Here is a 22,595-nt window from a genome sequence, read left to right as displayed (position 1 = left end):
TGGTTCTCCTGGTGTTATCGGTTGTATGGTTAGAATCTGTCCGTGCGCGCAGCGCCGTCGGCGCCGGCCCTGGCCATGCCTTCCCAGCGCTTCACGAGGCCCTGGTGCGGCAGGTCGAACAGGTCGAGCAGGCGCCCGACGGTGTGGTCGACCAGCTCGTCGAGCGAGTCTGGCCGGGTGTAAAAGGCGGGCACCGGCGGGAACACGATCCCGCCCATTTCGGTCACCGCCGTCATGTTGCGCAGGTGCGCGAGATTGAGCGGCGTCTCGCGCGCCACCAGCACCAGCTTGCGGCGCTCCTTGAGCACCACGTCCGCGGCGCGCGTGACGAGGTTGTCGGCCAGCCCGTGGGCGATGCCCGCCAGCGTCTTCATCGAACACGGCGCCACGACCATGCCGGCCGAGCGGAACGAGCCGCTGGCGATGGTGGCGCCGATGTCCTTCACGTTGTGCACCACGTCGGCCAGCGCCTCGATGTCGGCGCGCCGCAGGTCGAGCTCCTGCTGCGCGGTCATCACGCCGGACGCCGACATCACCAGGTGGGTCTCGGCGACGCCGGAGGCGCGCAGGTGCTGCAGCAGGCGCACGCCGTACACCGCGCCGCTGGCGCCGGTGATCGCGACGATCAGGCGCGGTCGGTTCATGCGCGCACCGCCGCGTCGCTCCAGTTGATCGTGGCGCCGCGTACTATTTCCTGGTCGAGATCGATCTCGCGCTCGCCGGGAATGGCGACCTTGGTGAAGACGTGGCCGTGGTAGGCCACCGGCTTGGTCGCGTCCAGCCCCATCTTGGCGCTGATTCCCTGCAGGTGCGGCGGCGCGACCTCGCCGTCGTGCATCTGGCCGATCGTGGTCGAGGGATCGAGCGCCGAACCCTGGGCACCGGCGATGACGATCAGGTCGCGGTCGGCCTGGAAGCGCGTGGCCACCGCCCATTCGACCTGCTGCGGGTCGTGCACGTCGACGTCATCGTCGACGATCGTGACCTGCTTGATGTCGTAGTGGGCGCCGAAGGCGCCGAGGATCACGTTGCGCGGCTCGCCTTCGCGCAGCTTGCGGAACTTGACGAACAGGTGGTAACGGCCGACGCCGCCGACCGACAGGTGCACGTCCAGCACGTTCGGGAAGCTGCGTTGCAGGTGCGCCAGCATGGTCGCCTCGCGCGGGATCGAGCCGAGCAGCAGGTGCTCCATCTCGGCCGGCACGATGGTGTGGAAGATCGGCTGGCGGCGATGGGTCACCGCGGCGACCGCGATCACTTCGCGGTTCTCGCGTGCGCTGTAGTATTTCGGGAATTCGCCGAACGGGCCTTCGGGCTCGCGCACTTTCGGCAGCAGCTTGCCCTCGATGACGATTTCGGCGCTGGCCGGCACGCGGATCTCGCTGGTGCGGCACTTGACCACCGGCAGCGGCGCGCCGTGCAGGGCGCCGGCGATCTCCAGTTCGTCGAAATCGATCGGCGTGATGGCCTGCGAGGCGAGCAGGGTGAGCGGATCGGCGCCGATCACCACCGCCACATCCAGCGCCTGGCCCTGGTCCTCGGCCGCCTTGTAGAACGCCAGCAGATGGCGCGGCAGCATCAGGATCGCCATGCGGTCGGGACCGTGCACCTGGATGCGGTTGATCGATACGTTCTGCACGCCGGTGACGGGATTGCGGGCGATGACCAGGCCGGCGGTGATGTAGGGGCCGTTGTCATGTTCGCTGTGCGTCGGGATCGGCAGCAGCGCATGCAGGTCGCCGGCCGTTGGGCCGCCGAAGTCGTGCACCACCTGCTGGCAAGGCGCGGCGGCGGCATCGACCTCGCGCCACGGCAGCGGATTGTCGACGGCGCGGCGGAATGCGCCGAGCAGGTCCGCCTGCTCGACGCCCATGGCCTCGGCGATCCAGGCGCGGCGCGCCACGAAGCCGGACACGACGGGCAGGTCATGGCCGTCGGGGCGTGGGAAGAAGGCAGCCTGCTTGCCGTCGAGGCGCTTGGCGATCGCCGCCAGCGTGTGCCTGAGCGGCACGCCTTCGCGGATCACGGCCAGGCGGCCGGTCGCTTCGAGGTGGGCCAGCCAGTGGCGCAGGTCGCGCGCCTTGTGGTTCGGGAGCTCGGTGTTGTTCATGGCTTGGTGTCTCCAGGTTCGGTGGCGGCCGGCGCCGCCACGACGTCGTACTCGCCCGCCACCAGCTTGCGGCGCAGGATCTTGCCGACCGGCGACTTCGGAATCTCGCGCACGAACACGTATTCGCGCGGGCGCTTGAAGTTGAGCAGGTCGGAATTGCGGCAGTATTCGTTGAGCGCTTCGGCGCTGACGGCGCCGTGCAGCTTGACGAAGGCCACCACCTTCTGGCCCCAGCGCTCGTCGCGCAGGCCCGCCACGGCGACTTCGTCGACCGACGGATGCAGCGACAGCACCGACTCGATGTCGACCGGCGAGATGTTCTCGCCGCCGCTGATGATCATGTCGTCCATGCGGCCGGTGACGAACAGGTCGCCGTCGGCGTCGATGTAGCCCGTGTCGCCGGTGAAGTACCAGCCGGCGCGGATCGACTTGGCGTCGGCGTCGGGGCGGTTCCAGTAGCCCTCGAAGGATTCGTCGCCCTCGAGGTCGCAGATGATCTGGCCCTCTTCGCCCGGCGCCGCCAGGGTGTCCGGTCCCTCGGCGGTGAGCGGCACCACGCGCAGGCGCGTGTTGATGCCGGCGCGTCCGGCGCTGCCGGCCTTGCGCGTGGCGTCCTGGTCGATCGCGAAGGTGTAGACCTCGGACGAGCCGTAGTGGTTGACGAACAGCTCGGGCTTGAAGGTCTCGGTCAGGCGCTTGAGCAGCCCGTCCGGCATCGGCGCGCCGGCGAAGCCCAGCTTGGTCACCGACGAGATGTCGGCGCCGTTCTTTTCGCGCCAGGCCAGCATGTCGTGGTACAGCGTCGGCACCAGGTACAGGTTGGTGACGCGTTCCTGCTCGATTGACTGGAATGCGGCGGCGCAGTCGAATTTGGGAACGCACACGAAGCGGCCGTCGATCAGCGCCATCGCCAGCAGCGAGCGCACGCCCATCGTGTGATAGAGCGGCATGACGCCGAGCGTGCATTCGCCGCGCCGGTACAGGTTCTGCGCCACGTGGCCGAGCGCGGCGGCGCGTTCGGCGCGGTGACGGCGCGGCACACCCTTGGGCTTGCCGGTCGTGCCCGAGGTGTACAGCATCAGCGAGATGTCGTCGCTGCGGGCCTGCAGGATCGGCGCCGCGGGCGCCTGCGCCAGCAGGTCGTCGTAGGCGAGGGTGCCGCCGTCTACGCCGCCGACGGCGATGCGCGGCAGCGCGCTGGCGGACAGGCTCGCCAACACCGCCGGCGCGCTCACTGCTTCGAACGCGACCGCCTTGGCGCCCGAGTCGACCGCGCAGTACTCGACTTCGTCGGGCTTGGCGCGCCAGTTGAGCGGCGTGGCGATCACGCCCAGGAACTGGCAGGCCCAGTGCAGCGTCGCCATTTCGATGCGGTTCTGCAGCACCAGCAGCAGATGGTCGCCGCGCCGCAGGCCGAGCGCCGACAGGCCGTTGGCGACCCGTTGTATCCGTTCATGCCATTCGGCATAGGTGAGGCGCTGCTCGCCGTCGACGACAGCCAGCGCATGCGGGCTGCGTTCGACGCTTTGCAGGAATGTGCGTCCAAGATCGAGCACGGTGTTCTCCTTGTCGTTGTTGTGATGTGGGGGCGGCGTCAGGCGTCGACCAGGCGCGCCTGCTCGGCTGCGCCGATGCCGGCGTGGCCGGGGCCGTCGGGGTGGGCGCCGGGGGCGCGCGGCTTGCCAAGCCGGTCGGCGGCGGTTTCCAGCACCGCGCGCACGATGTTGGTGTAGCCGGTGCAGCGGCACAGGTGGCCCGACAGCATCGCGCGCACCTCGTCTTCGCTCGGATCGGGATTGCGGCGCAGGTAGTCGCTGCACGACATCATGATGCCGGCGGTGCAGAAGCCGCACTGCAGCGCGTGATTGCGGCGAAACGCTTCCTGGAGGTCGGACAGGCCGTCTTCGCCCGCGGCCTTGCGCGCGCGGTCCAGGCCCTCCACCGTGTCGATGCTGCAGCCTTCGGCCTGCACCGCCAGCGTCATGCACGAACGTCCGGCGACGCCGTCGATGGTGACCGTGCAGGCCCCGCAGACGCCGTGCTCGCAGCCGACGTGGGTGCCGGTGGCGCCCAGTTCCTGGCGCAGGAAGTCCGACAGCAGGGTGCGCGGTTCGCAAATGCCGCTGCGCTGCTGGCCGTTGAGCACCAGCGCGATGCGCACGACGTCGTTCTTGCGGTAGGTCTTCATGTGGAGGCTCTCCGGATCGCGGTGGCGCCGAGGTGGCGCACCAGTTGACGCCTGAACTTGGCCGAGGCGTGATGATCGTCCTTCGCCTCCAGTTCCCAGGCGAAGTCATTGATGGCGTGGTCGAGGTCGGCGCCGGACAGGCGCGGCCAGGTCTTCATGCGCGGGCGGTCCGATACGCCGCCGACCGCCAGCCGGATGCCGTCTTGGCCGACCACGGCCGCCACCGCGCATACGGCGAAGTCGCCGTGGCGGCTGGAAAATTCCTCGAATGCGTAGCGCTCGCCCGCACGCGCGAGCGGGTAGCGCGCTTCCTCGACCAGTTCGTCGGGTTGGCGCGCCGTCATCAGCATGCCCTGGAAGAAATCGGCGGCGGCGACGACGCGCCGCCCGCGCCGGCTGCGCAGCGCGACCTCGCCCTGCAGGGCCAAGAGCGCCAGCGGCAGCTCGGCGCTCGGATCGGCATGGGCGATCGAGCCGCACACGGTGCCGCGGTTGCGGATCTGGAAGTGCGAGATGTGCGGAAACGCCTGCGCCAGCAGCGGCACCTCGGCGGCCAGTTGCGCGCGCCACTCAACGGCGCCCTGGGTCGCGGCGGCGCCGATCGCGAGATGGGTGTCGCCGGCGCGCACGTAGTTCAGGTCGGGGACCCGCGAAATGTCGATCAGCACGCTGGGCTGGGCCAGGCGCAGGTTCAGCACCGCCATCAGCGACTGGCCGCCGGCGAGGATGCGGGCGTCGTCGCCGGCCTCGGCCAGCAGCGTCACCGCCTCGTCGGCGCTGTCGGGGCGCGCGTAGTCGAATGCTTGTGGTTTCATCGTTGTACTCCAATCAGGGCCAGCAGACGGCGCCACAGGCCGCGCTCCTGGCCGGCGCCGGCCTGCGGCAGTGCGCCCTGGCCGCCGGCTTCGCGGCCGAGCTGCTCGAACAGCTGGCCCAGGACGATCTTGGCCGCGCCTTCGAGCATGCGGCTGCCCACCGCCGCGACCTTGCCGGACACTTCGGCCGAATAGTCGTAGCGCAGCAGGGTGCCGCCATCGGCCGGTTCGAGCGTCACCAGGCCGCTGCCGCTGGCGCTGCCGACCGCCGACAGGCCGGAGCCGGCCAGGCGCAGGCTGCGCGGAGGATCGAGTTCGGACAGCGCCACTTCGGCCGCGTAGCGTGCCTTGATCATGCCCACGCCGACGCTGACGTCGGCGCGGTAGCGGTGTTCGCCGGCCGGTTCCAGCGCATTGCAGCCGGGGATGACCTTGGCCAGCGCGACCGGGTCGAGCAGGACCCGGAACACGGCCTCCGGCGGCGCCGCCAGCACGACTTCGCCGCGCGCGGACAGCGCCTTGCCGCCCTTGCCGGCGGTGGCCGGCGCGGGCGCCGGCATCGCCTGGCGCAGGGCCGCGGAGGGCGGCGGTTCGTCGGCGCCGATCAGCGCCATGACTTTCGACGGCGTCAGCGGGAGCACGATGTCGGCCACGCCGAGCGCATCGGCGACCGCGTTGCCGATGCAGGGCGGCGTGCTCATGTTGTTGCCTTCGCCGAGGCCCTTCGCGCCCAGCGGCGTGAACGGCGACGGCGTCTCGATGTGGATGATCTGCGGCTCGGGCACCTCGCAGGTGGTTGGCACCAGGTAGTCGGCGAAGGTGCCGGACTGGAAGCTGCCGTCTTCGCCATAGCGGAATTCTTCCATCAGCGCCGCGCCCAGGCCCTGGGCGAACGCGCCGCGGATCTGGCCGTCGGCCAGCGCCGGATTCAGGATCTTGCCGGCGTCGTGGGTGGTGACGTACTTGTCGATCGTGACGCGGCCGGTGTTACGGTCGATCTCGACCCCACACACGTCGAAGGCGAAACCATAGGCGGCCGAGGTGTTGACGCGGTCGTCGTCGTCGGGCGCGCCCAGTTGCGGCGCGCTCCAGAACGCGGTTTCGCGCAGGCCCAGTCCGACGCCCTCCGGCAGCAGCGCCGGCGCCCAGTGCGGGTTGGCGGCCATGCGCGGGAACGGCAGCGCGCGCGCCGGGTCGTCCTTGGCGTGCACGAGGCCGCCGGCGAACACGACATTGGCGGCGTCGACCCCCAGCTGCGGCGCGGCGATGGCGGCCAGCTTGTCGCGGATCTGCATGGCCGCCAGGTGCACGGTGCCGGCCACCGCGCCGGCGAAGCGGCTCGAATAATTGCCGGCGGCGACCGACCAGGCATCTTTCTGGGTGTCGAATTCGACGTTCACCGCCACCTGGTCGGGATCCACGCCCAGCACGTCGGCCACCACCTGGGCGCAGACCGTGCGGTGGCCCTGGCCGGCGGGCGCCGACGCGATCGTGACATTGATGCCGCCCAGCGGATCGATGGCGACGGTGGCCGAGGCGATCGCGCCGTTCTTCGGTCCTGCCTTGGCGCGCGCTTCCTTGGGCAGCGCGTTGGTGATGTAGCCCATGTTCGAGATCGACGGCTCGATGATGGCAGCGAAGCCGATGCCATACAGCCGGCCCTCGGCGCGCGCGCGGTCGCGCTTCGCGTACAGCTCGGCCAGGCCGCCTTCGCTGGCGACCAGTTCCAGCGCCCGCTGGTAGTTGCCCGAGTCGATCAGGGCGCCGGCCGCGGCCGGATAGGGGAAGGCGTCGGCCGGAATGAAGTTGCGGCGGTACAGGTCGACGGGGTCGATGCCCAGCTCGACCGAGATGCGCTGCATCAGGCGTTCCAGCGCGAAGTACACCTGCGGGCCGCCGAAGCCGCGCACCAGCCCGGCGGGAGTCTTGTTGGTCAGCACCACGCGGTTGCGCACCGCCAGGTTCGGGATCGCATAGGCGCCGGTCAGGCAACCGTGCATGCGGTAGAAGGTGGCAGGTTCCGGCGCCCGCAGGTAGCCGCCGACGTCGTCGAGCTGGTCGTAGTCAAGCGCCGTGATGCGCCCATCCGCCTCGACCGCGGCGCGGATGGTGGACTGGCGGCTGGTGGCCGAGGTCAGGCCGCCGAGGTGCTCGAGGCGGTCTTCGACCCATTTCACCGGCGCCCCGGCCTTGCGCGATGCCAGGCACATCAGCACCGCGTACTGGAACACCGCCTGCTTGACGCCGAAGCTGCCGCCCGAATCGCGGAAGGTGCGGTGGCGCAGCTTGTGGCCCGGCACCCGCAGCGCCAGCGCCATCACCGTGTGCAGCGAGAACGGTCCCATGAAGTTCGAGGCGACGTCGTAGCCTTCCTCGGCCGACAGGTAGTCGGCCACCACCACCGCGCACTCGATCGGGGTGCACGAGTTGCGCGGGTAGCGCACGCTCAGTTCGACCGTGTGCGCGGCCCGGGCGAACGCCCCTTCCGGGTCCCCGTAGCGAAAGCTGCGGTCGCTCGCGATATTGGTGCCGACGCCGTCGTGCAGCACCGGCGCCTCTGGCGCGATGGCGGCATCGATCGAGGTGACCGGCTCGAGCCGGGTGTAGTCGACCACCAGCAGGTCGGCCGCATCCTCGGCCAGGTAGCGTGTGTCGGCCACAATCACCGCCACCGGTTCGCCGGCATAGCGCACCCGTTCGCGTGCCAGCGCCCACATTTCCATCGACGCCTTGACGCCGACGACGAACGGCTTCGACCAGGCGGCCAGGTCATCCCCGGTCAGCACCGCCCGCACGCCGGGGGCTTGAGCCGCCCGCGTGCTGTCGATGCCGTTGATCAGGGCATGGGCATGCGGCGCCCGGACGATCGCCGCGTGCAGCGTGCCGGGCTTGACGCCGACGTCGTCGCCGAACTGGCCGCGGCCGGTCAGCAGCGACGCGTCTTCGATACGTTGCAGGGAACGCCCGATGAAGGGCGCCGGCGGCTGCCGCTCGGCGGATCGAGCGTTTGTGTTTTCCATTCTGTCAGGCTCCAGGCGCGGCAGGTTCGTCGAGCTTGCCGATGGTTTCGGGAATGACCAGGGCGCCGATCAGGAAGATCACGCTGATGCCCGCCAGGAACAGGGCCAGCGACATCGGCACGTCGGACGGCATGGGCGAGGCCAGCGACACGAAGGTCGGCAGCACGCCGCCGATGGCGAAGCCGATGTTCCATGACAGGCCGGTGCCGGTGGCGCGGATCTCGGTCGGGAAGCGTTCGTTCAGGAAGATCAGGAGCGGCGCATAGCCCATGCTGCCGAGCATGCTGAACACGATGACGTAGATGGCCAGCGTGAAGGTATCGGTCACGCCGGGCATCAGGAGCGCGATGGCGGGCAACATGATCAGGCGCGCCACGCCGACCCAGACGAAGGTCTTCTTGCGGCCGATGAACGTACTGAGGTGGCCGGTAGCGATCGACGCGACGATGACGCCGACGCTGGCCAGCATCAGGATGAAACCGGCGGTCTCGGAAGGCGTGCCGTTCACCACTTTCAGGAAGGTCGGCAGGAAGCCCGAGGTCAGGTAGTAACCGGCGCCGCCGCCCAGGGTCAGCAGCAGGTTGACCAGCAGGATGTTACGGTATTTGCCGGTGAACAGGGTGCGGACCGGGTTGGCGGTCGGTGCTGCGGTGGCCTTGCGGAGCGCCTTTTCCGCCTGCAGCTTCTTGAACATCGGCGACTCTTCGAGCTTGCCGAAGATGGTGATGCCGAGCACCGCGCTGATGATGCCGGTGAAGAACATCCAGCGCCAGCCCCATTCGTCGAACTGTTCGCCCGGGAAGATGGCGGACAGCACCCAGAAGGTGAACGACGCGAACAGGGCGCCCAGGCCGGCGCCGCCGCCGCCGATCAGGCCCGAGACCGCGCCGCGCCAGCGCGGCGACACCGATTCGGTGCCGATGGTGTGGGTCGATGCGACCACGCCGCCCACGAACACGCCCTGGATCAGGCGCAGGAGGATGAACAGCACCGGCGCCATGACGCCGATGCTGGCCACCGTCGGCAGCAGGCCGAAGGCGGCGGTGGACACGCCGACGCCGACCATCGAGGCGATCATGGCGGCCTTGCGGCCCTTGCGGTCGGCGTAGGAACCGAACAGCGCCGAGCCGAGCGGGCGCATCAGCAGGGTGACGCCGAACGAGGCGTACACCGCCGCCAGCGACAGCATCGCGTGCTCGGACGGGAAGAACAGGCGGCCGATGATCGGCGCCACGTACAGCAGGATGAACAGGTCGTACAGGTCGAGCGACCAGCCGACGCACGAGGCCACGACGGCCCTGAACGTGTTGCGGTCGTTCTCCTTTGCGGTTGTTACAGTATCGGGTGTTGCCAGCGCCATGGTTGTCTCCTGTGGAATGATTATGGTCCCGGCGCCTCGGGGCGCCGTGGTGGTGGTCTCGACTGCGTGTGTGCCGCCTGGTGCGGCCTCAGGAATCGTCGGCCAGGGCCGGTTCGCGCAGCACGCTGCCGCGGTGGCCCCGTGCGCGAATGGCGTCGGCGATTTTCTCGGCCATCATGATCGTGGGAATATTGGTGTTCGCCGAAGGCAGGCTCGGCATCAGCGAAGCATCGACGACGCGCAGGCCCGCCACGTCGTGCACGCGGCCTTCGGCGTCGGTCACCGCGCCCGGGTCGCCGGCGCTGCCCATGCGGCAGGTGCCGCTGGCATGCCAGACGCCGAAGACGGCCTTGCGGATGAACGCATGCAGCGCCGCGTCGTCGGCCAGGAGCGCGCTCATGCGCTGGCCGCCGGTCACGAAACGTTCGATGATCCAGCGCCGCAGCGGCGCCGGGGTGTCGAGCCCCAGTCCCAGCGCCCGCGTCAACAGCGCGTTGCCCGGCGTCACGCGGCTCAGTGCCTTGACGCGCGGCGAGAAGGAGGCCGGGAAGAAGTCGCCGGCATGGCGGTGCAGGTCGCTGTGCATGACCACCGCGGCCAGCTTGCGCACCCCGATCGCCATGCGCAGCAGATCGCGTTCGTCGTTCAGCAGGTTGAGGTCGACCTCGGGGTGCGCGAGCGGATCGGGCGAGGCGAGCCGCACTTCGCCGCGCGAGTAGGGCCGGTTACACCACAGGAAGAACAGGCCGAGGCGGTTGCCCAGCGCGTGCCAGGCGGCGCGCGTCGAGCTCGACATATACATGTCGGACGCGTCGCAGCCGGCCAGTTGCGACGAGAAGCGCGCCGCCGTCATGCTGGCGCGGCGGCGCGACAGCGGCATCCGGAATTCGGGCGCCAGGAAATGGCAGAAGGTCAGCGAAGGATGGTCTTGCAGGTTGCGGCCGACGCCGGGGCGGTCGGCCACGACCGGGATGCCCAGGCGCCCGAGGGCGGCGGCGTCGCCGATGCCGGCATGCAGCAGCAGGGCCGGCGATTGCAGGGCCCCGGCGCACAGGATCACCTCGCGGGCGTCGAAACGCAGGGAATGGCCGGCGCCGTCGCGCGCCTGCACGCCGGTTGCGGTGCGCCCCGCCATGATGACGCGCTCCACCCTCAGTCCGGCATGGATGCGCAGATTCGGCCGTGCGCGCGTCGCCGCGTCGAGGTAGCCCGCGGCGCTCGATACGCGGCGGTCGTCGATGTTCGAGAAGGCCGCCGGAAACAGGCCGTCGCCAAAGTCGGCGTTCTGGTCGTCCATGTAGGCCAGGCCGTTGGCTTCCATGCCGCCGGCGAACGCGTGGCAGAAGCGCGGCCAGTCGGCGCGGGCGATGCGGCGGATCGGGATCGGACCGCGGTCGCCGTGCAGCGGCGCGCCGCCGAAATCGAGATCGCGTTCGAGCTTGCGGAAATACGGCAGCACTTCGTTCCAGCCCCAGCCCGCGGCGCCCTGGCCGACCCAGCCGTCGTAGTCGCGCGGCAGGCCGCGGTTGGCCGCCTGCACGTTGATGCTGGAACCGCCGCCCATCACGCGGCCCTGTTCATAGGTCTTCAGCGGAGAGGTCGGGGTGGCGCGCGCCTTGAGTTCCGGCCAGATGAAGCGGTCGCCGCAGAACAGCGGCATCGGATAGCTGTCGAGGATTTCGGCCGGCTCGCGGCCTGGCGGGGTGTCGGATCCGGCCTCGATCAGGGCGACCCGCACGGCGGGGTTGTCGGACAGGCGGTTGGCCAGAACGCAGCCGGCGGAGCCGCCGCCGACGATCAGGTAATCATAGTGTTCCTGCACATTGCTCACACATGTCTCCTTGCTGTGCAGCATCGCCGGTTTCCGTCGTGCCGCTACTTGTATGCAATGAGATTAACGTGGTTTCTTCATCTGCTCTAATAATGTTTAATGATCCGTGTTATCACTCCTTATGATATTTCGCTGTTCAGATTTTCCCATCCCGCCCCATGGCGGAAATGAACTGGCCGCCAGCGGCGATGACCTCGGCGCTGCACTCGCGCTGCGGCGAATGCCCGCAGCCGGGCAAGACCAGCAGTCGGGCATGCGGGACCAGGCGCGCGATCGCGTGCAGCTGGTCGAGCGTGCCGTAGGGGTCGTCCTCGCCCTGGATCGCCAGCAGCGGGGCCGTGATCGCCGCCACGTCGGCGCGGATGTCCCAGTCGCGGAAGGCAGGATCGAGCCAGATGTCGTTCCACCCGCGAAACGCCGCGTCGACGTCGTCATGGTAGGGCGCCAGCCGCGCCCGCAGCGCACCGTCGCGGTAGGCCTCGCGCGCCGCCGCGATCGCCGCCAGTGCGCATTCCTCGACGTACAGATGGGGCGCGGCGACGATCAGCCCGCTCAGCTCGGCACTGTGGCGTGACGCGTACAGCAGGGCGATCGAGGCGCCGTCGCTGTGGCCGAAGAGCCAGGGTTGCACGATGCCCAGCCGCGCGAGCAGCGCGGGCAGGACTTCATGCGCCTGCTGGTGCATGTAGTCGGGCGTCAGTGCGGCAGTGCGCGCACTCGAGCGGCCGTAGCCGAAGCGCGAGAACACGAGTCCGCGCAGCCCCTGTGCGCGGCAGAATTCATCGGGAAAGTCTCTCCAGTGCGAAACGGATCCGAGCCCTTCGTGCAGGAACACGACGGTCGGGCCCGCCGACGCCGGGGCGCCGACCCACTGCGCCTCGAGCTGGATGCCCTGGCCGCGCCAGGGGAGGTCGATGAAGAAGGGTTGAGTGTATGGGACGGGCTTTGTCATGGTGCGCATGCTACCGCAAGCACGAGGCCGCCTGCCACTGCTGCGCCAGGCGCCGGTCAGTCGTCGAGGCGGTAGCTGCGCAACTGAAACACCATCCTGCCGTCTTCCCGTTCGCACGCTGAAGCGACGCGCCTGCGGCAGCCTACCGAGTTGGCGCCTGGCTGAATGCCACCGTCACGGCGACGAAAAGACGGTGGCCGATGTCGCTGTTCATATTGCGCCAAAGATATATAGATGTCTCAAGCTAGCTTGTTTCTTCCCAATAACTGCCATATTGATAATTATCATTCTAAAAACTGGCAAATACATATCGAATTTTTCTTCCGGAATGCCAGTCCACACGTATCCACCAATGCGGCGAATTCCTACAGGATGACTGCCGGTTTTTGGTGTTCAGCGCGCTTTCAGGTGGCTACGATGGAGTCCTTCGCGTCAGCACCGCTGACATTGTTCACGATGAAAAGGAGTCAATCATGGCAAACAATTCGCGTAACAACAACCCGCAGGGCAATAACCAACACTCGCAGCAAGGCAATAGCCAGAGCGGCAACCAAGGCAACCAGAGCAACCAAGGCAACCAGGGAAGCGGCAAGCAAGGTTTCGCCTCGATGGATCCAGAGCGCCAGCGTGAAATCGCCAGCGAAGGCGGCCGCGCTTCGCATGGTTCGGGCAACCAGCAGAGCAATCTGAACCAGGGCAGCCAGCAAAGCGGGCGCAACCAGGGCAGCCAGCAGAAGGGCGTCCAGGGCGGCACGCCGGAACAGCACGCCGAAGCGGGGCGTCAAAGCCACAAGAACGACAAACGCTGACGCTGCTCAGCACAGCAAGGTCGATCGATTCCGCCGGCAGCGCCGGCGGTTCTCTTTTTTCCTAGTACACGTCGCGCCGGTAGCGTCCGTCGGCGATCAAGGCCTCGACCCGTTCGGGGCCGAGCGCCGACACCAGCGCATCGTGCACGCCGCCGGCCATGCCTTGCAGGCTGCCGCACACATAGATGGCTGCGCCATCCACGACCCAGCGGCGGAGTTCTTCCTGGTGCCCATCCAGCAGGTGCTGCACGTAGCGCGCCTTGTTCTCGTCACGCGAAAACGCCAGGTCGAGCCGCGTCAGCATCCCATCGGCGCGCCAGGCTTCCAGCTCCTCGCGGCACAGGAAATCGTGGGCCGCATTGCGCTCGCCGAACAGGAGCCAGTTGCGATCGATTCCGGCGTCGATGCGCGCCTTGAGCAGCGAACGCAATCCTGCCAGGCCGCTGCCGTTGCCGATCGCAATCAGGGGCCGCCCGGCATTGCTTCCCAGCCGGAAGCGCGCGTGGGCGCGCACGCGCAGGCGGATCGTGTCGCCCGGGGTCGCGCCCACGCACAGCCAGCCGGAGGCCGCGCCCGGTGCGCCGTCCGCGCGCGTCTGCAAACGCACCAGCAGGTCGAGCCGGCCTTCGCAGGGCGCCGAAGCGATCGAATACTCGCGCGGATGGCCCGGGTCGAGCGGCGCGCTGACCTGGGCCAGGTCGCCCGCTTCCCAGGCGGGTAGCAGGCCGGCGCGCGGCGCGAGGGCGATGCGGTACAGCGGCGCGCCGGCGCTGCCCGGGTTCAGGTGGATGCGGCTGGCGATGCGCCACTCGCCATAGGCGGGCGCATCCCAGTCCGGCACATCGCTGGTGCCGGCCAGGCGGCTCAGCTGATGCTGCCAGGCCGCCAGCGCCTCGGGCGCGCCGCGGTCGACGTCGATCCGGTCGAACAGCGGCGTGGCGCCGCGCCCGCGCAGCCAGGCGTCCAGTGCGCGGCCGAAGCCGCAGTAATTGGCATACGTCGCGTCGCCCAGCGCCAGCACGCCATAGTGCAGCCGCGAGAGGTCGGGCGCCTGGCCCATCGTGTGGCCGGCGAAGCGCGCGGCGGTATCCGGCGCATCGCCTTCGCCATAGGTGCTGCAGACGAACAGCACGCGCGAGGCGGCGGCCAGCTGCGCGCCGTCCACGCGCGACATGCAGGCGGCGCGCGCGTCAAGGCCGCCCAGCGCCAGGGTGGCGGCGGTGCGTTCGGCCAGGAATTCGGCGCTGCCGGTCTGGCTGGCGTGGACCACGAGCCAGTCGGGCGCGCCGCCGCCGGACCGGGTGCGCGCCAGGCGGCTGCGCCAGATGCCGAGGCACATGGCAAGATAGACCGCGGACAGCGCGAGCGCGCCGCCCCAGCGCAGCGGGTCGATCGTCAACATCATTGCAATAGAGCGCGCCAGGCGCTGGACGCGGTGTCGACCAGGCCGCCAGGCGCGCGCGCCAGGAAGCGCGCCGCGATGGCGCGCGCCTCGGCGAAGGCCAGGCCTTCGTCGGGACCCAGCACGGTCAGCGCAGTGGACAGCGCATCGGCCGCCATGCAGGTCGGCGCCAGCACCGTCACCGAGGCCAGGCCGTTATCCACGGGATAGCCGCTGCGCGGATCGAGGGTGTGCGCGGCGCGCCGGGCGCCATGTCGATAGTAGCGGCGGTAGTCGCCCGAGGTGGCGATCGCCAGGCCATGCAGCGCCACCACGGCCTGGGTGGCGGATCCCCCGGCATCCGGCACCGCCTCGATTTCCACCCACCACGGTTCGCCATTGGCCTTGACGCCGGCGCCGCGCAGCTCGCCGCCGGCCTCGACCACGTAGTGGCGCACGCTGCGCTGCTCGAGGCAGCGCGCCATGCAGTCGACCGCATAGCCCTTGGCGACGGAAGAAAAATCGAGGAGGGCGCCGCCCGGCTGCAGCAGGCGGCGCGTGGCGCGGTCGAGCAGCGGTTGACGGGCGCCGCGCTGCGCCAGCACGGCGCCGATCGCGGCCGCGTCCGGCGCATGAAAGCCGGCCTGGTCGTACCGCCGGGTGGCGCCGAACCCCCACAGGTTCACCAGTTGCCCGCCGGCCGGATCGTAGGCGCCGCCGCTGTCGTCGTGAACCCGCAGCGCGTAGTCGGCGACGTCGAAGCATTGCGGCGGCAGCGCATGCCAGCTGCCGGCCGGGGCATGGTTGTAGCGCGACAGGAGGGAGTCGGGCTCCCAGTGGCTCATCTGCGCGACGATCTCGTCCAGTTCGCGCCGCAGGGCAAGCGTCAGGGCGGCGCCGTCGGCGCCGGGCGGCAGCATCAGCCGCGCCGACCAGCCGGTGCCCATCGCCGTGCCCGAAGTCGTGTACAAGGTGCTGCCGCCGGGCGGCAGCGCCATGTCGACCTGCAGCGGAACGAGAACGTCGCGCATCGGGCTTATTGCGGCAGGACTTCGAGGGTGGCCGCGTAGCTGTAGCGCCTGGCGCCCGGCTGCGGCTTGCTGTCGCCGAACGGGAAGCCGGCGCTGAGCCAGTACATGTTCGCCGCCGGCACCGTGAACGACGCTTCGCCGTTGGCGTCGGTGTTCAAGCGCTGCTCGCCCGAGGCGCCACGGTACTTGACGGTGCCCTGCACGATGCTGAACGGCAGGTTGGCGACCGGCTTGCCGTCGAGGTGAAAGCGCACGCGGATCGGCTCGCCGACGCGCAGGTCGGACGGATTGGTCAGCGGGATCATTTCCAGGCCTTCGCCGACCGGCTTCAGGGCAGTCTCGCTGAGCTTGTTGGCCGAGACGAAGGTCTCGTTGCGCGAGTGGACGGCGGTGGTCTGCACGTCGGTGGCGCCGGCGGGGATCGCGACCGCCGGGCTGCCGGCGACGCCGCGGAAGCGCTTGGTCTCGCCGTTCAGCTTGTAGCTGCCCGTCAGGTTGTTGTTGACGATGGCCAGGCGATAGGTGCCGTCCTTCGGCAGGCGCAGGTCGAGCGTGCTGCGGTATTTGCCAACCACGGCGCCTTCGGCCCTGGCCTGCACGCCGTCCGGATCGGTGACCATCAGGTTGTCCAGGCGCAGCGGGTGGTGGTTGAACTCGAACACCTCGTTCGAGATCGCGGCATCGATCGTGACCCAGGCTTCCTTCGAATCGACCATGGCGGTATTCGGCAGGATCCAGGCGCGGTGGGCCTGGGCCGTCATCGAGGCGCCGGCGAGCATCAGGCCGACGATGGCGGCTCGGTAAAGTTTGTTCTGCAGCATGTGGTTCTCCTGATTGTGTGTATTGGTCGTTACTGGATCTGGAGCGAGACGGCGCCCAGTTCTTCCTTGCCGGCCGCGTTCGCCGCCAGCTTGCCCTTGCCGGCCCAGGTGAACGGCACCTTGACCACTTCGCGTCCGCCCGCCTCGCGCGCCGCTTCGACCACCAGCTTGTAGTCGCCGGCCGGCAGCTTGTCGATGCCGTGCCTGGCGCCGTTGAACTTCATGGTGTGGGCGCCGGGCGCGCGGGTGGCGCCGCTGACGCCGTCGATCGGCAGGGTGGCGTCGCGGCCCGCCTTGCGCCACCAGGTGCGCAAGTCCTTGACCCATTTCTCGCCGCCCTTGTCCTTCATCTTGACGTCGTACAGCACGGCCAGGTTGGAAGCGATGCTCTGGTCGGCATGCTCGATCCAGATCGCGACGTAGGGCTTGTGGTACTCGGCCACGTTCAGCTGCGGCAGTTCGAACTTGACCGACAGGTCGGCGCCCATGGCCGAGCCCGACGCGAGCGGGAGGGCAAGGGCGAGCGAATAAGACAGTTTCATTCTTGGTCTTCTCTCAGGTTGATGGGGCGGTGGGCAAAACTCAGTGAACGAACAGGAGGGCCAGCACGATCGGCAGCACGACGCCGAAACCGACCACCGGCCAGGTCGACGGCCGCTTGGCCGCGTGGTACTTCAGGATCAGGAAACCGGTGATGCAGAACACCACGCAGGCCACGGCGAAGAGGTCGATGAACCAGCTCCAGGCCGCGCCCGTGTTGCGCCCCTTGTGCATGTCGTTGAGCCAGGAGATCCAGCCGCGGTCGGTCCGCTCGAATTCGGCGCTGCCGTCGACGGCGATGCGCAGCCAGGCGTCGCCGCCGGGGCGGGGCAGGGCGACGTAGGCGTCTTCCTCGCTCCATTCGGCGCGCTTGCCGCGCACGTCGACCGGGAAGGCGCCATTGGTCCAGTCCGCGATCTCGCTCGGCAGCGGCACTTCGGCGTCGACGTGGTCTTCCGCATAGGCCTGCAACTGGGCCCGCAGCGGCTCGGGGAGGGTCGCCTTCAGGCGCGTGACCACGGGCCTGGCCTCGACCAGGGTGGCGTTGTTCAGGGTCAGGCCGGTAAAGCTGAACAGCAGCATGGCCATCAGGCAGATGGCCGAACTGATCCAGTGCCACTGATGCAGCTGCTTGAGCCACATGGCGCGGCCGGCGCCGGGCAAGCCGCTGCCGGCCGCGGGGCTGGCAGGCGTCACGAATGCGGCGGTGGCGGCAGGCGCGGGCGCGGCCTCGGGGGCAGGCCCGGGTTGATGGTCGAGGGGAGGCGCGGATGAAGACATCAGCAAATGATAACGATTATCATTTACACGGTCAACCCGGCAGTGAAATAGTTGCTGAAATCACCACGCCGGAACATACATTTTGAAATAAATAATTTCTTGGGCCAGAATCTGCCTCGGCCGAGATCATGCGTTACAATAATATGCGCAAATTGGCAGGATTTTGCACAAGTATTTTGGTACCGAACAGTCCTTCCCCCACAACTTGATGTCTTGAAGTGCAATCCGCTAACCGGTCAGGCCGTGTCGCGGAAGGTTTTAAACAACCCGCCCAAACCTCGCGAAGCGCGAAAAGAAAGGTGAGCAAGAATGATGCAACAATCTAACGCCAACTCCTACCTGTTCGGCGGCAATGCCCCGTACGTGGAAGAGTTGTACGAGGCCTATCTGGACAACCCGACCTCGGTGCCCGAAAACTGGCGCGCCTATTTCGACCAGATGCAGCACGTGCCGGCAGTCGACGGCTCGAACCGCCCCGATGTGGTGCACTCCTCGGTGGTGGCCTCGTTCGCGGAACGCGCCAAGCAGGGCCCGATCCGTACCGTCGTCGCTTCGGCCGACTCAGAACTGGGCCGCAAGCGCGTCGCCGTCACCCAGATCACCGCCGCCTACCGCTACCTCGGCTCGCGCTGGGCCAACCTGGATCCGCTGCAGCGCCAGGAACGTCCACCCCTGCCGGAACTCGACCCCGCCTTCTACGGCTTCACCGAAGCCGACCTCGACACCGTCTTCAATATCAGCAACACGTATTTTGGCCAGGAAACCGCGCCGCTGCGCGATATCCTGAACATGCTGCGCGATACGTACACCCGTTCGATCGGCGCCGAGTTCATGTACATCAGCGACCCGACCGAAAAGCGCTGGCTGCAAGAGCGCCTGGAATCGATCCGCTCGACCCCGACCTTCAGCGCCGAGAAGAAGAAGCACATCCTCGAGCGCCTGACCGCGGCCGAAGGCCTGGAACGCTACCTGCACACCAAGTACGTCGGCGCCAAGCGCTTCTCGCTGGAAGGCGGCGAGTCGTTCATAGCCTCGATCGACGAAGTGATCCAGCGCGCCGGTGAAAAAGGCATCCAGGAAATCGTGATCGGCATGGCCCACCGCGGCCGCCTGAACGTCCTGGTCAATACCTTGGGCAAGAGCCCGGCCGACCTGTTCGAAGAATTCGAAGGCAAGCACGCCGACGACCTGCCGGCCGGCGACGTGAAGTACCACCAGGGCTTCTCGAGCGACATCTCGACCCCGGGCGGTCCGGTCCACCTGTCACTTGCTTTTAACCCATCTCACCTCGAGATCGTCAACCCGGTCGTCGAAGGCTCGGTCAAGGCGCGCATGATGCGTCGCGGCGACAAGAAGGGCAAGGAAGTGCTGCCGATCCTGGTGCACGGCGACGCCGCGTTCGCCGGCCAGGGCGTGGTCATGGAAACCCTGAACCTGGCGCAGACCCGCGGCTACGGCACCGGCGGCACCGTCCACATCGTCATCAACAACCAGATCGGCTTCACCACCTCGGATCCGCGCGACGCGCGTTCGACCCTGTACTGCTCGGACGTCGTCAAGATGATCGAGGCGCCGGTGCTGCACGTGAACGCGGACGATCCTGAAGCCGTGGTGCTGGCCAGTCAGATCGCCCTCGACTACCGCGCCGAGTTCGGCAAGGACGTCGTGGTCGACATCATCTGCTACCGCAAGCTGGGCCACAACGAGCAGGACACGCCGGCGCTGACCCAGCCGCTGATGTACAAGAAGATCGCCAAGCACCCGGGCACCCGCAAGCTGTACGCCGAGAAGCTGGCCGCGCAGGGCACGATCGAAGCCGATGGCGGCGACAAGCTGGTCGCGGCCTACCGCGACGCCATGGACGCCGGCAAGCACACGGTCGATCCGGTGCTGACCAACTTCAAGGGCAAGTACGCCGTCGACTGGGCGCCGTTCCTGAACAAGAAGTGGACCGACGCCGCCGACACCGCCGTGCCGGTCACCGAACTGAAGCGCCTGGCCGAACGCATCACCAAGGTGCCTGAAGGGTTCAAGCCACATTCGCTGGTCGAAAAAGTGCTGGCCGACCGTGCCGCCATGGGCCGCGGCGAGGTCAACCTCGACTGGGGCATGGGCGAGCACCTGGCCTTCGCCTCGCTGCTGGCCTCGGGCTACGCGATCCGCCTGTCGGGCCAGGACGCCGGCCGCGGCACCTTCGTGCACCGCCACGCCGTGCTGCACGACCAGAACCGCGAGCGCTGGGACCAGGGCATCTACCTGCCGCTGGCCAATGTCTCCGACAACCAGGCCGACTTCACCGTGATCGACTCGGTGCTGTCCGAAGAAGCGGTGCTGGGCTTCGAATACGGCTTCTCGACCGCCGAACCGAACACCCTGACCATCTGGGAAGCCCAGTTCGGCGACTTCGTCAACGGCGCGCAAGTCGTCATCGACCAGTTCATCGCCTCGGGCGAAGTGAAGTGGGGCCGCGCCTCGGGTCTGGTCATGATGCTGCCGCACGGCTACGAAGGCCAGGGTCCGGAGCACTCGTCGGCCCGTATCGAGCGCTTCCTGCAGCTGTGCGCCGACAACAATATGCAAGTGGTGCAGCCGACCACGGCGGCCCAGATCTTCCACCTGCTGCGCCGCCAGATGGTGCGCCAGTTCAGGAAGCCGTTGGTGATCTTCACGCCGAAGTCGCTGCTGCGTAACAAGGATGCCGGTTCGCCGCTGACCGACCTGACCAAGGGCGGTTTCCAGACCGTCATCGGCGAATGCGACGACAAGGTCGATGCAGGCAAGGTCAAGCGCGTGGTCGTGTGCTCGGGCAAGGTCTATTTCGACCTGGTCAATGCACGCAAGACGCGCAACAGCGCCGACACCGCGATCATCCGTATCGAGCAGATGTACCCGTTCCCGCACAAGTCGTTCGCCGCCGAACTGAAGAAGTTCCCGAACGCGACCGAAGTGGTCTGGGCGCAGGACGAGCCGCAGAACCAGGGGCCATGGTTCCAGATCCAGCACAACATCTTCGAAGGCATGGAAGATGGCCAGCGCCTGGCCTACGCCGGTCGCGCCGCGTCGGCTTCGCCGGCGGTGGGGTATGCGGACAAGCACATCGCCCAGCAAAAGGAACTGCTCGAAACCGCGTTCTCGAAGCTCAAGGGTTTCATTCTGACGAAGTAATCTCGTCAGATAGGGTAAAACCACGACCCCCACGTTCCGTGCGTGGGGGTACTTGCAAAGAATAATTACTGGAGTTTTAGAAAATGGCACAAATCGAAGTCAAGGTACCTGTTCTGTCGGAATCCGTTGCTGAAGCAACCCTGCTGTCGTGGCACAAGAAAGTCGGCGAATCCGTCTCGCGCGACGAAAACATGATCGACATCGAGACCGACAAGGTGGTCCTGGAACTGCCGGCGCCGAGCGCCGGCGTGATCGTGCAGCTGCTCAAAGCCGACGGCGATACCGTCGTCGCTGGCGAAGTCATCGCGGTCATCGATACCGAAGCATCGGCCCAGACCAGCCCGATCTCGGTCAAGGCCATTCCATCGGCGGCGCCGAACGCATCGATCTCGGCCGCACCAGCGGCGAGCGCGCCGGCGGCTGACCAGTCGAAAGCGGGTGTGGCCATGCCGGCCGCCGCCAAGATCCTGGCCGACAACAACATGAGCGCGTCGAACGTCGAAGGCTCGGGCCGCGATGGCCGCGTGACCAAGGGCGACGCCCTGGCTGCTGTCGCCGGCAAGCCGGCCGCCGCACCTGCCGCCGCACCTGCCGCCGCGCCAAAAGCAGCCCTGCAGCAAGTCGCCGCTCCGGCGCCAGCCAGCCTGGGCGACCGTCCGGAAGAGCGCGTGCCGATGAGCCGCCTGCGCGCCCGTATCGCCGAGCGCCTGCTGCAGTCGCAATCGACCAACGCCATCCTGACCACCTTCAACGAAGTGAACATGGCGCCGGTCATGGACCTGCGTAACAAGTACAAGGACAAGTTCGAGAAAGAGCACGGCGTCAAGCTGGGCTTCATGTCCTTCTTCGTCAAGGCCGCCGTTGCCGCGCTGAAGAAGTACCCGATCCTGAACGCCTCGGTCGACGGCAACGACATCATCTACCACGGCTACTTCGACATCGGCATCGCCGTCGGTTCGCCACGCGGCCTGGTGGTGCCGATCCTGCGCAACGCCGACCAGATGTCGATCGCCGAGATCGAGAAGAAGATCGGTGAGTTCGGCCAGAAAGCCAAGGACGGCAAGCTGACCCTGGACGACCTGTCGGGCGGTACCTTCTCGATCTCGAACGGCGGCGTGTTCGGCTCGATGCTGTCGACCCCGATCATCAACCCGCCGCAGTCGGCGATCCTGGGCGTGCACGCGACCAAGGACCGCGCCGTCGTCGAGAACGGCCAGATCGTCATCCGTCCGATGAACTACCTGGCAATGTCGTACGACCACCGCATCATCGACGGCCGCGAAGCCGTGCTGGGCCTGGTCGCGATGAAGGACGCGCTGGAAGATCCGGCCCGCCTGCTGCTGGACCTGTAATCCACCCCGTGCCGGCGCCGCGTCGGTGATCGAACCGCGGCGCCGGCTTGCTGTTTGCCGGAGAACGCCATGCTGTCAGACGAAATCAAGCGGCTGCACGAGCTGCACCAGGCCGGCGCGCTGTCGGATGCCGAATTCGAGCAGGCCAAGGCGCGCATCCTGTCGGGTGCGTCGACCGTGAGTCTCACTAAAGAGCCGACCTTCAGGGAGCCGCCGGCCAGCGAGCGGATTTCGTTCGACCGGCACCGCGACGACCTGCTGAGCGGCCTGCGCCGCTCGCGGATCGACCGCTGGCTGGGCGGCGTGTGCGGCGGCCTGGCGCGCACCTACGGTCTCGAATCGTGGGTCTGGCGCCTGATCTTCGTGCTGTTCGTCCTGACGTTCGGCTTCGGCATCCTGATCTACCTGCTGTTGTGGGTATTCGTTCCGGAAGAATAAAG

Annotated in this window: 18 protein-coding genes; 4 read left to right on the top strand and 14 right to left on the bottom strand. The window is 67.9% G+C overall.

What is annotated here, in order from left to right; genetic code table 11:
* Positions 1-29: 29 nt before the first annotated feature.
* From ACZ9AQ_RS08375 to ACZ9AQ_RS08335, 9 genes are all read right to left on the bottom strand, one after another.
* Positions 30-644 carry a UbiX family flavin prenyltransferase gene (locus ACZ9AQ_RS08375; RefSeq protein ID WP_429203300.1) on the bottom strand — a complete coding sequence of 205 codons (615 nt, stop codon included), beginning with the start codon at positions 642-644 and terminating at the stop codon, positions 30-32.
* On the bottom strand, positions 641-2,110 hold the full coding sequence (locus ACZ9AQ_RS08370; protein WP_429203299.1) for a UbiD family decarboxylase: 1,470 nt from the start codon (positions 2,108-2,110) through the stop codon (positions 641-643). The genes ACZ9AQ_RS08375 and ACZ9AQ_RS08370 overlap by 4 nt, the downstream gene beginning before the upstream one ends.
* Positions 2,107-3,666, bottom strand: coding sequence for an AMP-binding protein (locus ACZ9AQ_RS08365; protein ID WP_429203298.1), 1,560 nt, complete (start codon positions 3,664-3,666; stop codon positions 2,107-2,109). The genes ACZ9AQ_RS08370 and ACZ9AQ_RS08365 overlap by 4 nt, the downstream gene beginning before the upstream one ends.
* Before the next feature lie 38 nt (positions 3,667-3,704).
* Positions 3,705-4,298, bottom strand: a complete 594-nt coding sequence (locus ACZ9AQ_RS08360) for a (2Fe-2S)-binding protein (RefSeq protein WP_429203297.1) — start codon at positions 4,296-4,298, stop codon at positions 3,705-3,707.
* Positions 4,295-5,113, bottom strand: coding sequence for an FAD binding domain-containing protein (locus ACZ9AQ_RS08355; protein ID WP_429203296.1), 819 nt, complete (start codon positions 5,111-5,113; stop codon positions 4,295-4,297). Before ACZ9AQ_RS08355 ends, ACZ9AQ_RS08360 begins: the two co-directional genes overlap by 4 nt.
* Positions 5,110-8,133, bottom strand: coding sequence for a xanthine dehydrogenase family protein molybdopterin-binding subunit (locus ACZ9AQ_RS08350; RefSeq protein WP_429203295.1), 3,024 nt, complete (start codon positions 8,131-8,133; stop codon positions 5,110-5,112). Before ACZ9AQ_RS08350 ends, ACZ9AQ_RS08355 begins: the two co-directional genes overlap by 4 nt.
* A 4-nt stretch (positions 8,134-8,137) precedes the next feature.
* Complete coding sequence (locus ACZ9AQ_RS08345; protein ID WP_429203294.1) at positions 8,138-9,493, bottom strand: MFS transporter; 1,356 nt, start codon at positions 9,491-9,493, stop codon at positions 8,138-8,140.
* An 88-nt stretch (positions 9,494-9,581) separates the two neighbouring features.
* Entirely contained in the window at positions 9,582-11,348 is a 1,767-nt protein-coding gene (locus tag ACZ9AQ_RS08340) for a GMC family oxidoreductase (RefSeq protein ID WP_429203293.1), read from the bottom strand.
* 112 nt (positions 11,349-11,460) lie between these two features.
* Entirely contained in the window at positions 11,461-12,276 is an 816-nt protein-coding gene (locus ACZ9AQ_RS08335) for an alpha/beta fold hydrolase (protein WP_429203292.1), read from the bottom strand.
* 473 nt (positions 12,277-12,749) lie between these two features.
* Between ACZ9AQ_RS08335 and ACZ9AQ_RS08330 the strand changes: the two genes are divergently transcribed.
* Entirely contained in the window at positions 12,750-13,085 is a 336-nt protein-coding gene (locus tag ACZ9AQ_RS08330; protein ID WP_429203291.1) for a KGG domain-containing protein, read from the top strand.
* A 61-nt stretch (positions 13,086-13,146) separates the two neighbouring features.
* Here the strand turns inward: ACZ9AQ_RS08330 and ACZ9AQ_RS08325 are convergent, their stop codons facing one another.
* From ACZ9AQ_RS08325 to ACZ9AQ_RS08305, 5 genes are read right to left on the bottom strand one after another with little or no spacing between them, the layout of a single operon-like run.
* Positions 13,147-14,490, bottom strand: a complete 1,344-nt coding sequence (locus ACZ9AQ_RS08325) for a sulfite reductase subunit alpha (RefSeq protein ID WP_429203290.1) — start codon at positions 14,488-14,490, stop codon at positions 13,147-13,149.
* The gene (locus tag ACZ9AQ_RS08320) at positions 14,487-15,497 is read right to left on the bottom strand and encodes an FAD:protein FMN transferase (RefSeq protein ID WP_429203289.1); all 1,011 of its coding nucleotides are present in this window, start codon (positions 15,495-15,497) and stop codon (positions 14,487-14,489) included. Before ACZ9AQ_RS08320 ends, ACZ9AQ_RS08325 begins: the two co-directional genes overlap by 4 nt.
* 5 nt (positions 15,498-15,502) lie before the next feature.
* Positions 15,503-16,318, bottom strand: a complete 816-nt coding sequence (locus tag ACZ9AQ_RS08315) for a DUF4198 domain-containing protein (protein ID WP_429203288.1) — start codon at positions 16,316-16,318, stop codon at positions 15,503-15,505.
* 29 nt (positions 16,319-16,347) lie between these two features.
* Complete coding sequence (locus ACZ9AQ_RS08310; protein ID WP_429203287.1) at positions 16,348-16,860, bottom strand: DUF2271 domain-containing protein; 513 nt, start codon at positions 16,858-16,860, stop codon at positions 16,348-16,350.
* 40 nt (positions 16,861-16,900) lie between these two features.
* The gene (locus tag ACZ9AQ_RS08305) at positions 16,901-17,638 is read right to left on the bottom strand and encodes a PepSY-associated TM helix domain-containing protein (RefSeq protein ID WP_429203286.1); all 738 of its coding nucleotides are present in this window, start codon (positions 17,636-17,638) and stop codon (positions 16,901-16,903) included.
* Between the two features lie 309 nt (positions 17,639-17,947).
* Here ACZ9AQ_RS08305 and ACZ9AQ_RS08300 point away from each other — a divergent pair, with 309 nt between their 5' ends.
* From ACZ9AQ_RS08300 to ACZ9AQ_RS08290, 3 genes are all read left to right on the top strand, one after another.
* A complete protein-coding gene (locus ACZ9AQ_RS08300; protein ID WP_429203285.1) occupies positions 17,948-20,803 on the top strand; it encodes a 2-oxoglutarate dehydrogenase E1 component in 2,856 nt (951 codons plus the stop codon).
* A gap of 83 nt (positions 20,804-20,886) precedes the next feature.
* Entirely contained in the window at positions 20,887-22,155 is a 1,269-nt protein-coding gene (gene odhB / locus ACZ9AQ_RS08295) for a 2-oxoglutarate dehydrogenase complex dihydrolipoyllysine-residue succinyltransferase (protein ID WP_429203284.1), read from the top strand.
* A 69-nt stretch (positions 22,156-22,224) separates the two neighbouring features.
* Positions 22,225-22,593 (top strand): PspC domain-containing protein, encoded by a 369-nt coding sequence (locus ACZ9AQ_RS08290; protein ID WP_429203283.1) that lies wholly within the window; start codon positions 22,225-22,227, stop codon positions 22,591-22,593.
* The last annotated feature ends 2 nt before the right edge of the window (positions 22,594-22,595 follow it).

The sequence above is a fragment of the Massilia sp. UYP34 genome, assembly GCF_056279385.1.
This window is presented reverse-complemented; position numbering and strand designations above follow the sequence as displayed.

Coding starts and splice junctions, on each gene's coding strand:
- ACZ9AQ_RS08375 (WP_429203300.1), bottom strand. CDS start 644: ATGAACCGACCGCGCCTGATCGTCGCGATCACCGGCGCCAGCGGCGCG.
- ACZ9AQ_RS08345 (WP_429203294.1), bottom strand. CDS start 9,493: ATGGCGCTGGCAACACCCGATACTGTAACAACCGCAAAGGAGAACGAC.
- ACZ9AQ_RS08310 (WP_429203287.1), bottom strand. CDS start 16,860: ATGAAACTGTCTTATTCGCTCGCCCTTGCCCTCCCGCTCGCGTCGGGC.
- ACZ9AQ_RS08330 (WP_429203291.1), top strand. CDS start 12,750: ATGGCAAACAATTCGCGTAACAACAACCCGCAGGGCAATAACCAACAC.
- ACZ9AQ_RS08340 (WP_429203293.1), bottom strand. CDS start 11,348: ATGCTGCACAGCAAGGAGACATGTGTGAGCAATGTGCAGGAACACTAT.
- ACZ9AQ_RS08325 (WP_429203290.1), bottom strand. CDS start 14,490: ATGATGTTGACGATCGACCCGCTGCGCTGGGGCGGCGCGCTCGCGCTG.
- ACZ9AQ_RS08290 (WP_429203283.1), top strand. CDS start 22,225: ATGCTGTCAGACGAAATCAAGCGGCTGCACGAGCTGCACCAGGCCGGC.
- ACZ9AQ_RS08300 (WP_429203285.1), top strand. CDS start 17,948: ATGATGCAACAATCTAACGCCAACTCCTACCTGTTCGGCGGCAATGCC.
- ACZ9AQ_RS08370 (WP_429203299.1), bottom strand. CDS start 2,110: ATGAACAACACCGAGCTCCCGAACCACAAGGCGCGCGACCTGCGCCAC.
- ACZ9AQ_RS08315 (WP_429203288.1), bottom strand. CDS start 16,318: ATGCTGCAGAACAAACTTTACCGAGCCGCCATCGTCGGCCTGATGCTC.
- ACZ9AQ_RS08335 (WP_429203292.1), bottom strand. CDS start 12,276: ATGACAAAGCCCGTCCCATACACTCAACCCTTCTTCATCGACCTCCCC.
- odhB (WP_429203284.1), top strand. CDS start 20,887: ATGGCACAAATCGAAGTCAAGGTACCTGTTCTGTCGGAATCCGTTGCT.
- ACZ9AQ_RS08350 (WP_429203295.1), bottom strand. CDS start 8,133: ATGGAAAACACAAACGCTCGATCCGCCGAGCGGCAGCCGCCGGCGCCC.
- ACZ9AQ_RS08305 (WP_429203286.1), bottom strand. CDS start 17,638: ATGTCTTCATCCGCGCCTCCCCTCGACCATCAACCCGGGCCTGCCCCC.
- ACZ9AQ_RS08355 (WP_429203296.1), bottom strand. CDS start 5,113: ATGAAACCACAAGCATTCGACTACGCGCGCCCCGACAGCGCCGACGAG.
- ACZ9AQ_RS08360 (WP_429203297.1), bottom strand. CDS start 4,298: ATGAAGACCTACCGCAAGAACGACGTCGTGCGCATCGCGCTGGTGCTC.
- ACZ9AQ_RS08320 (WP_429203289.1), bottom strand. CDS start 15,497: ATGCGCGACGTTCTCGTTCCGCTGCAGGTCGACATGGCGCTGCCGCCC.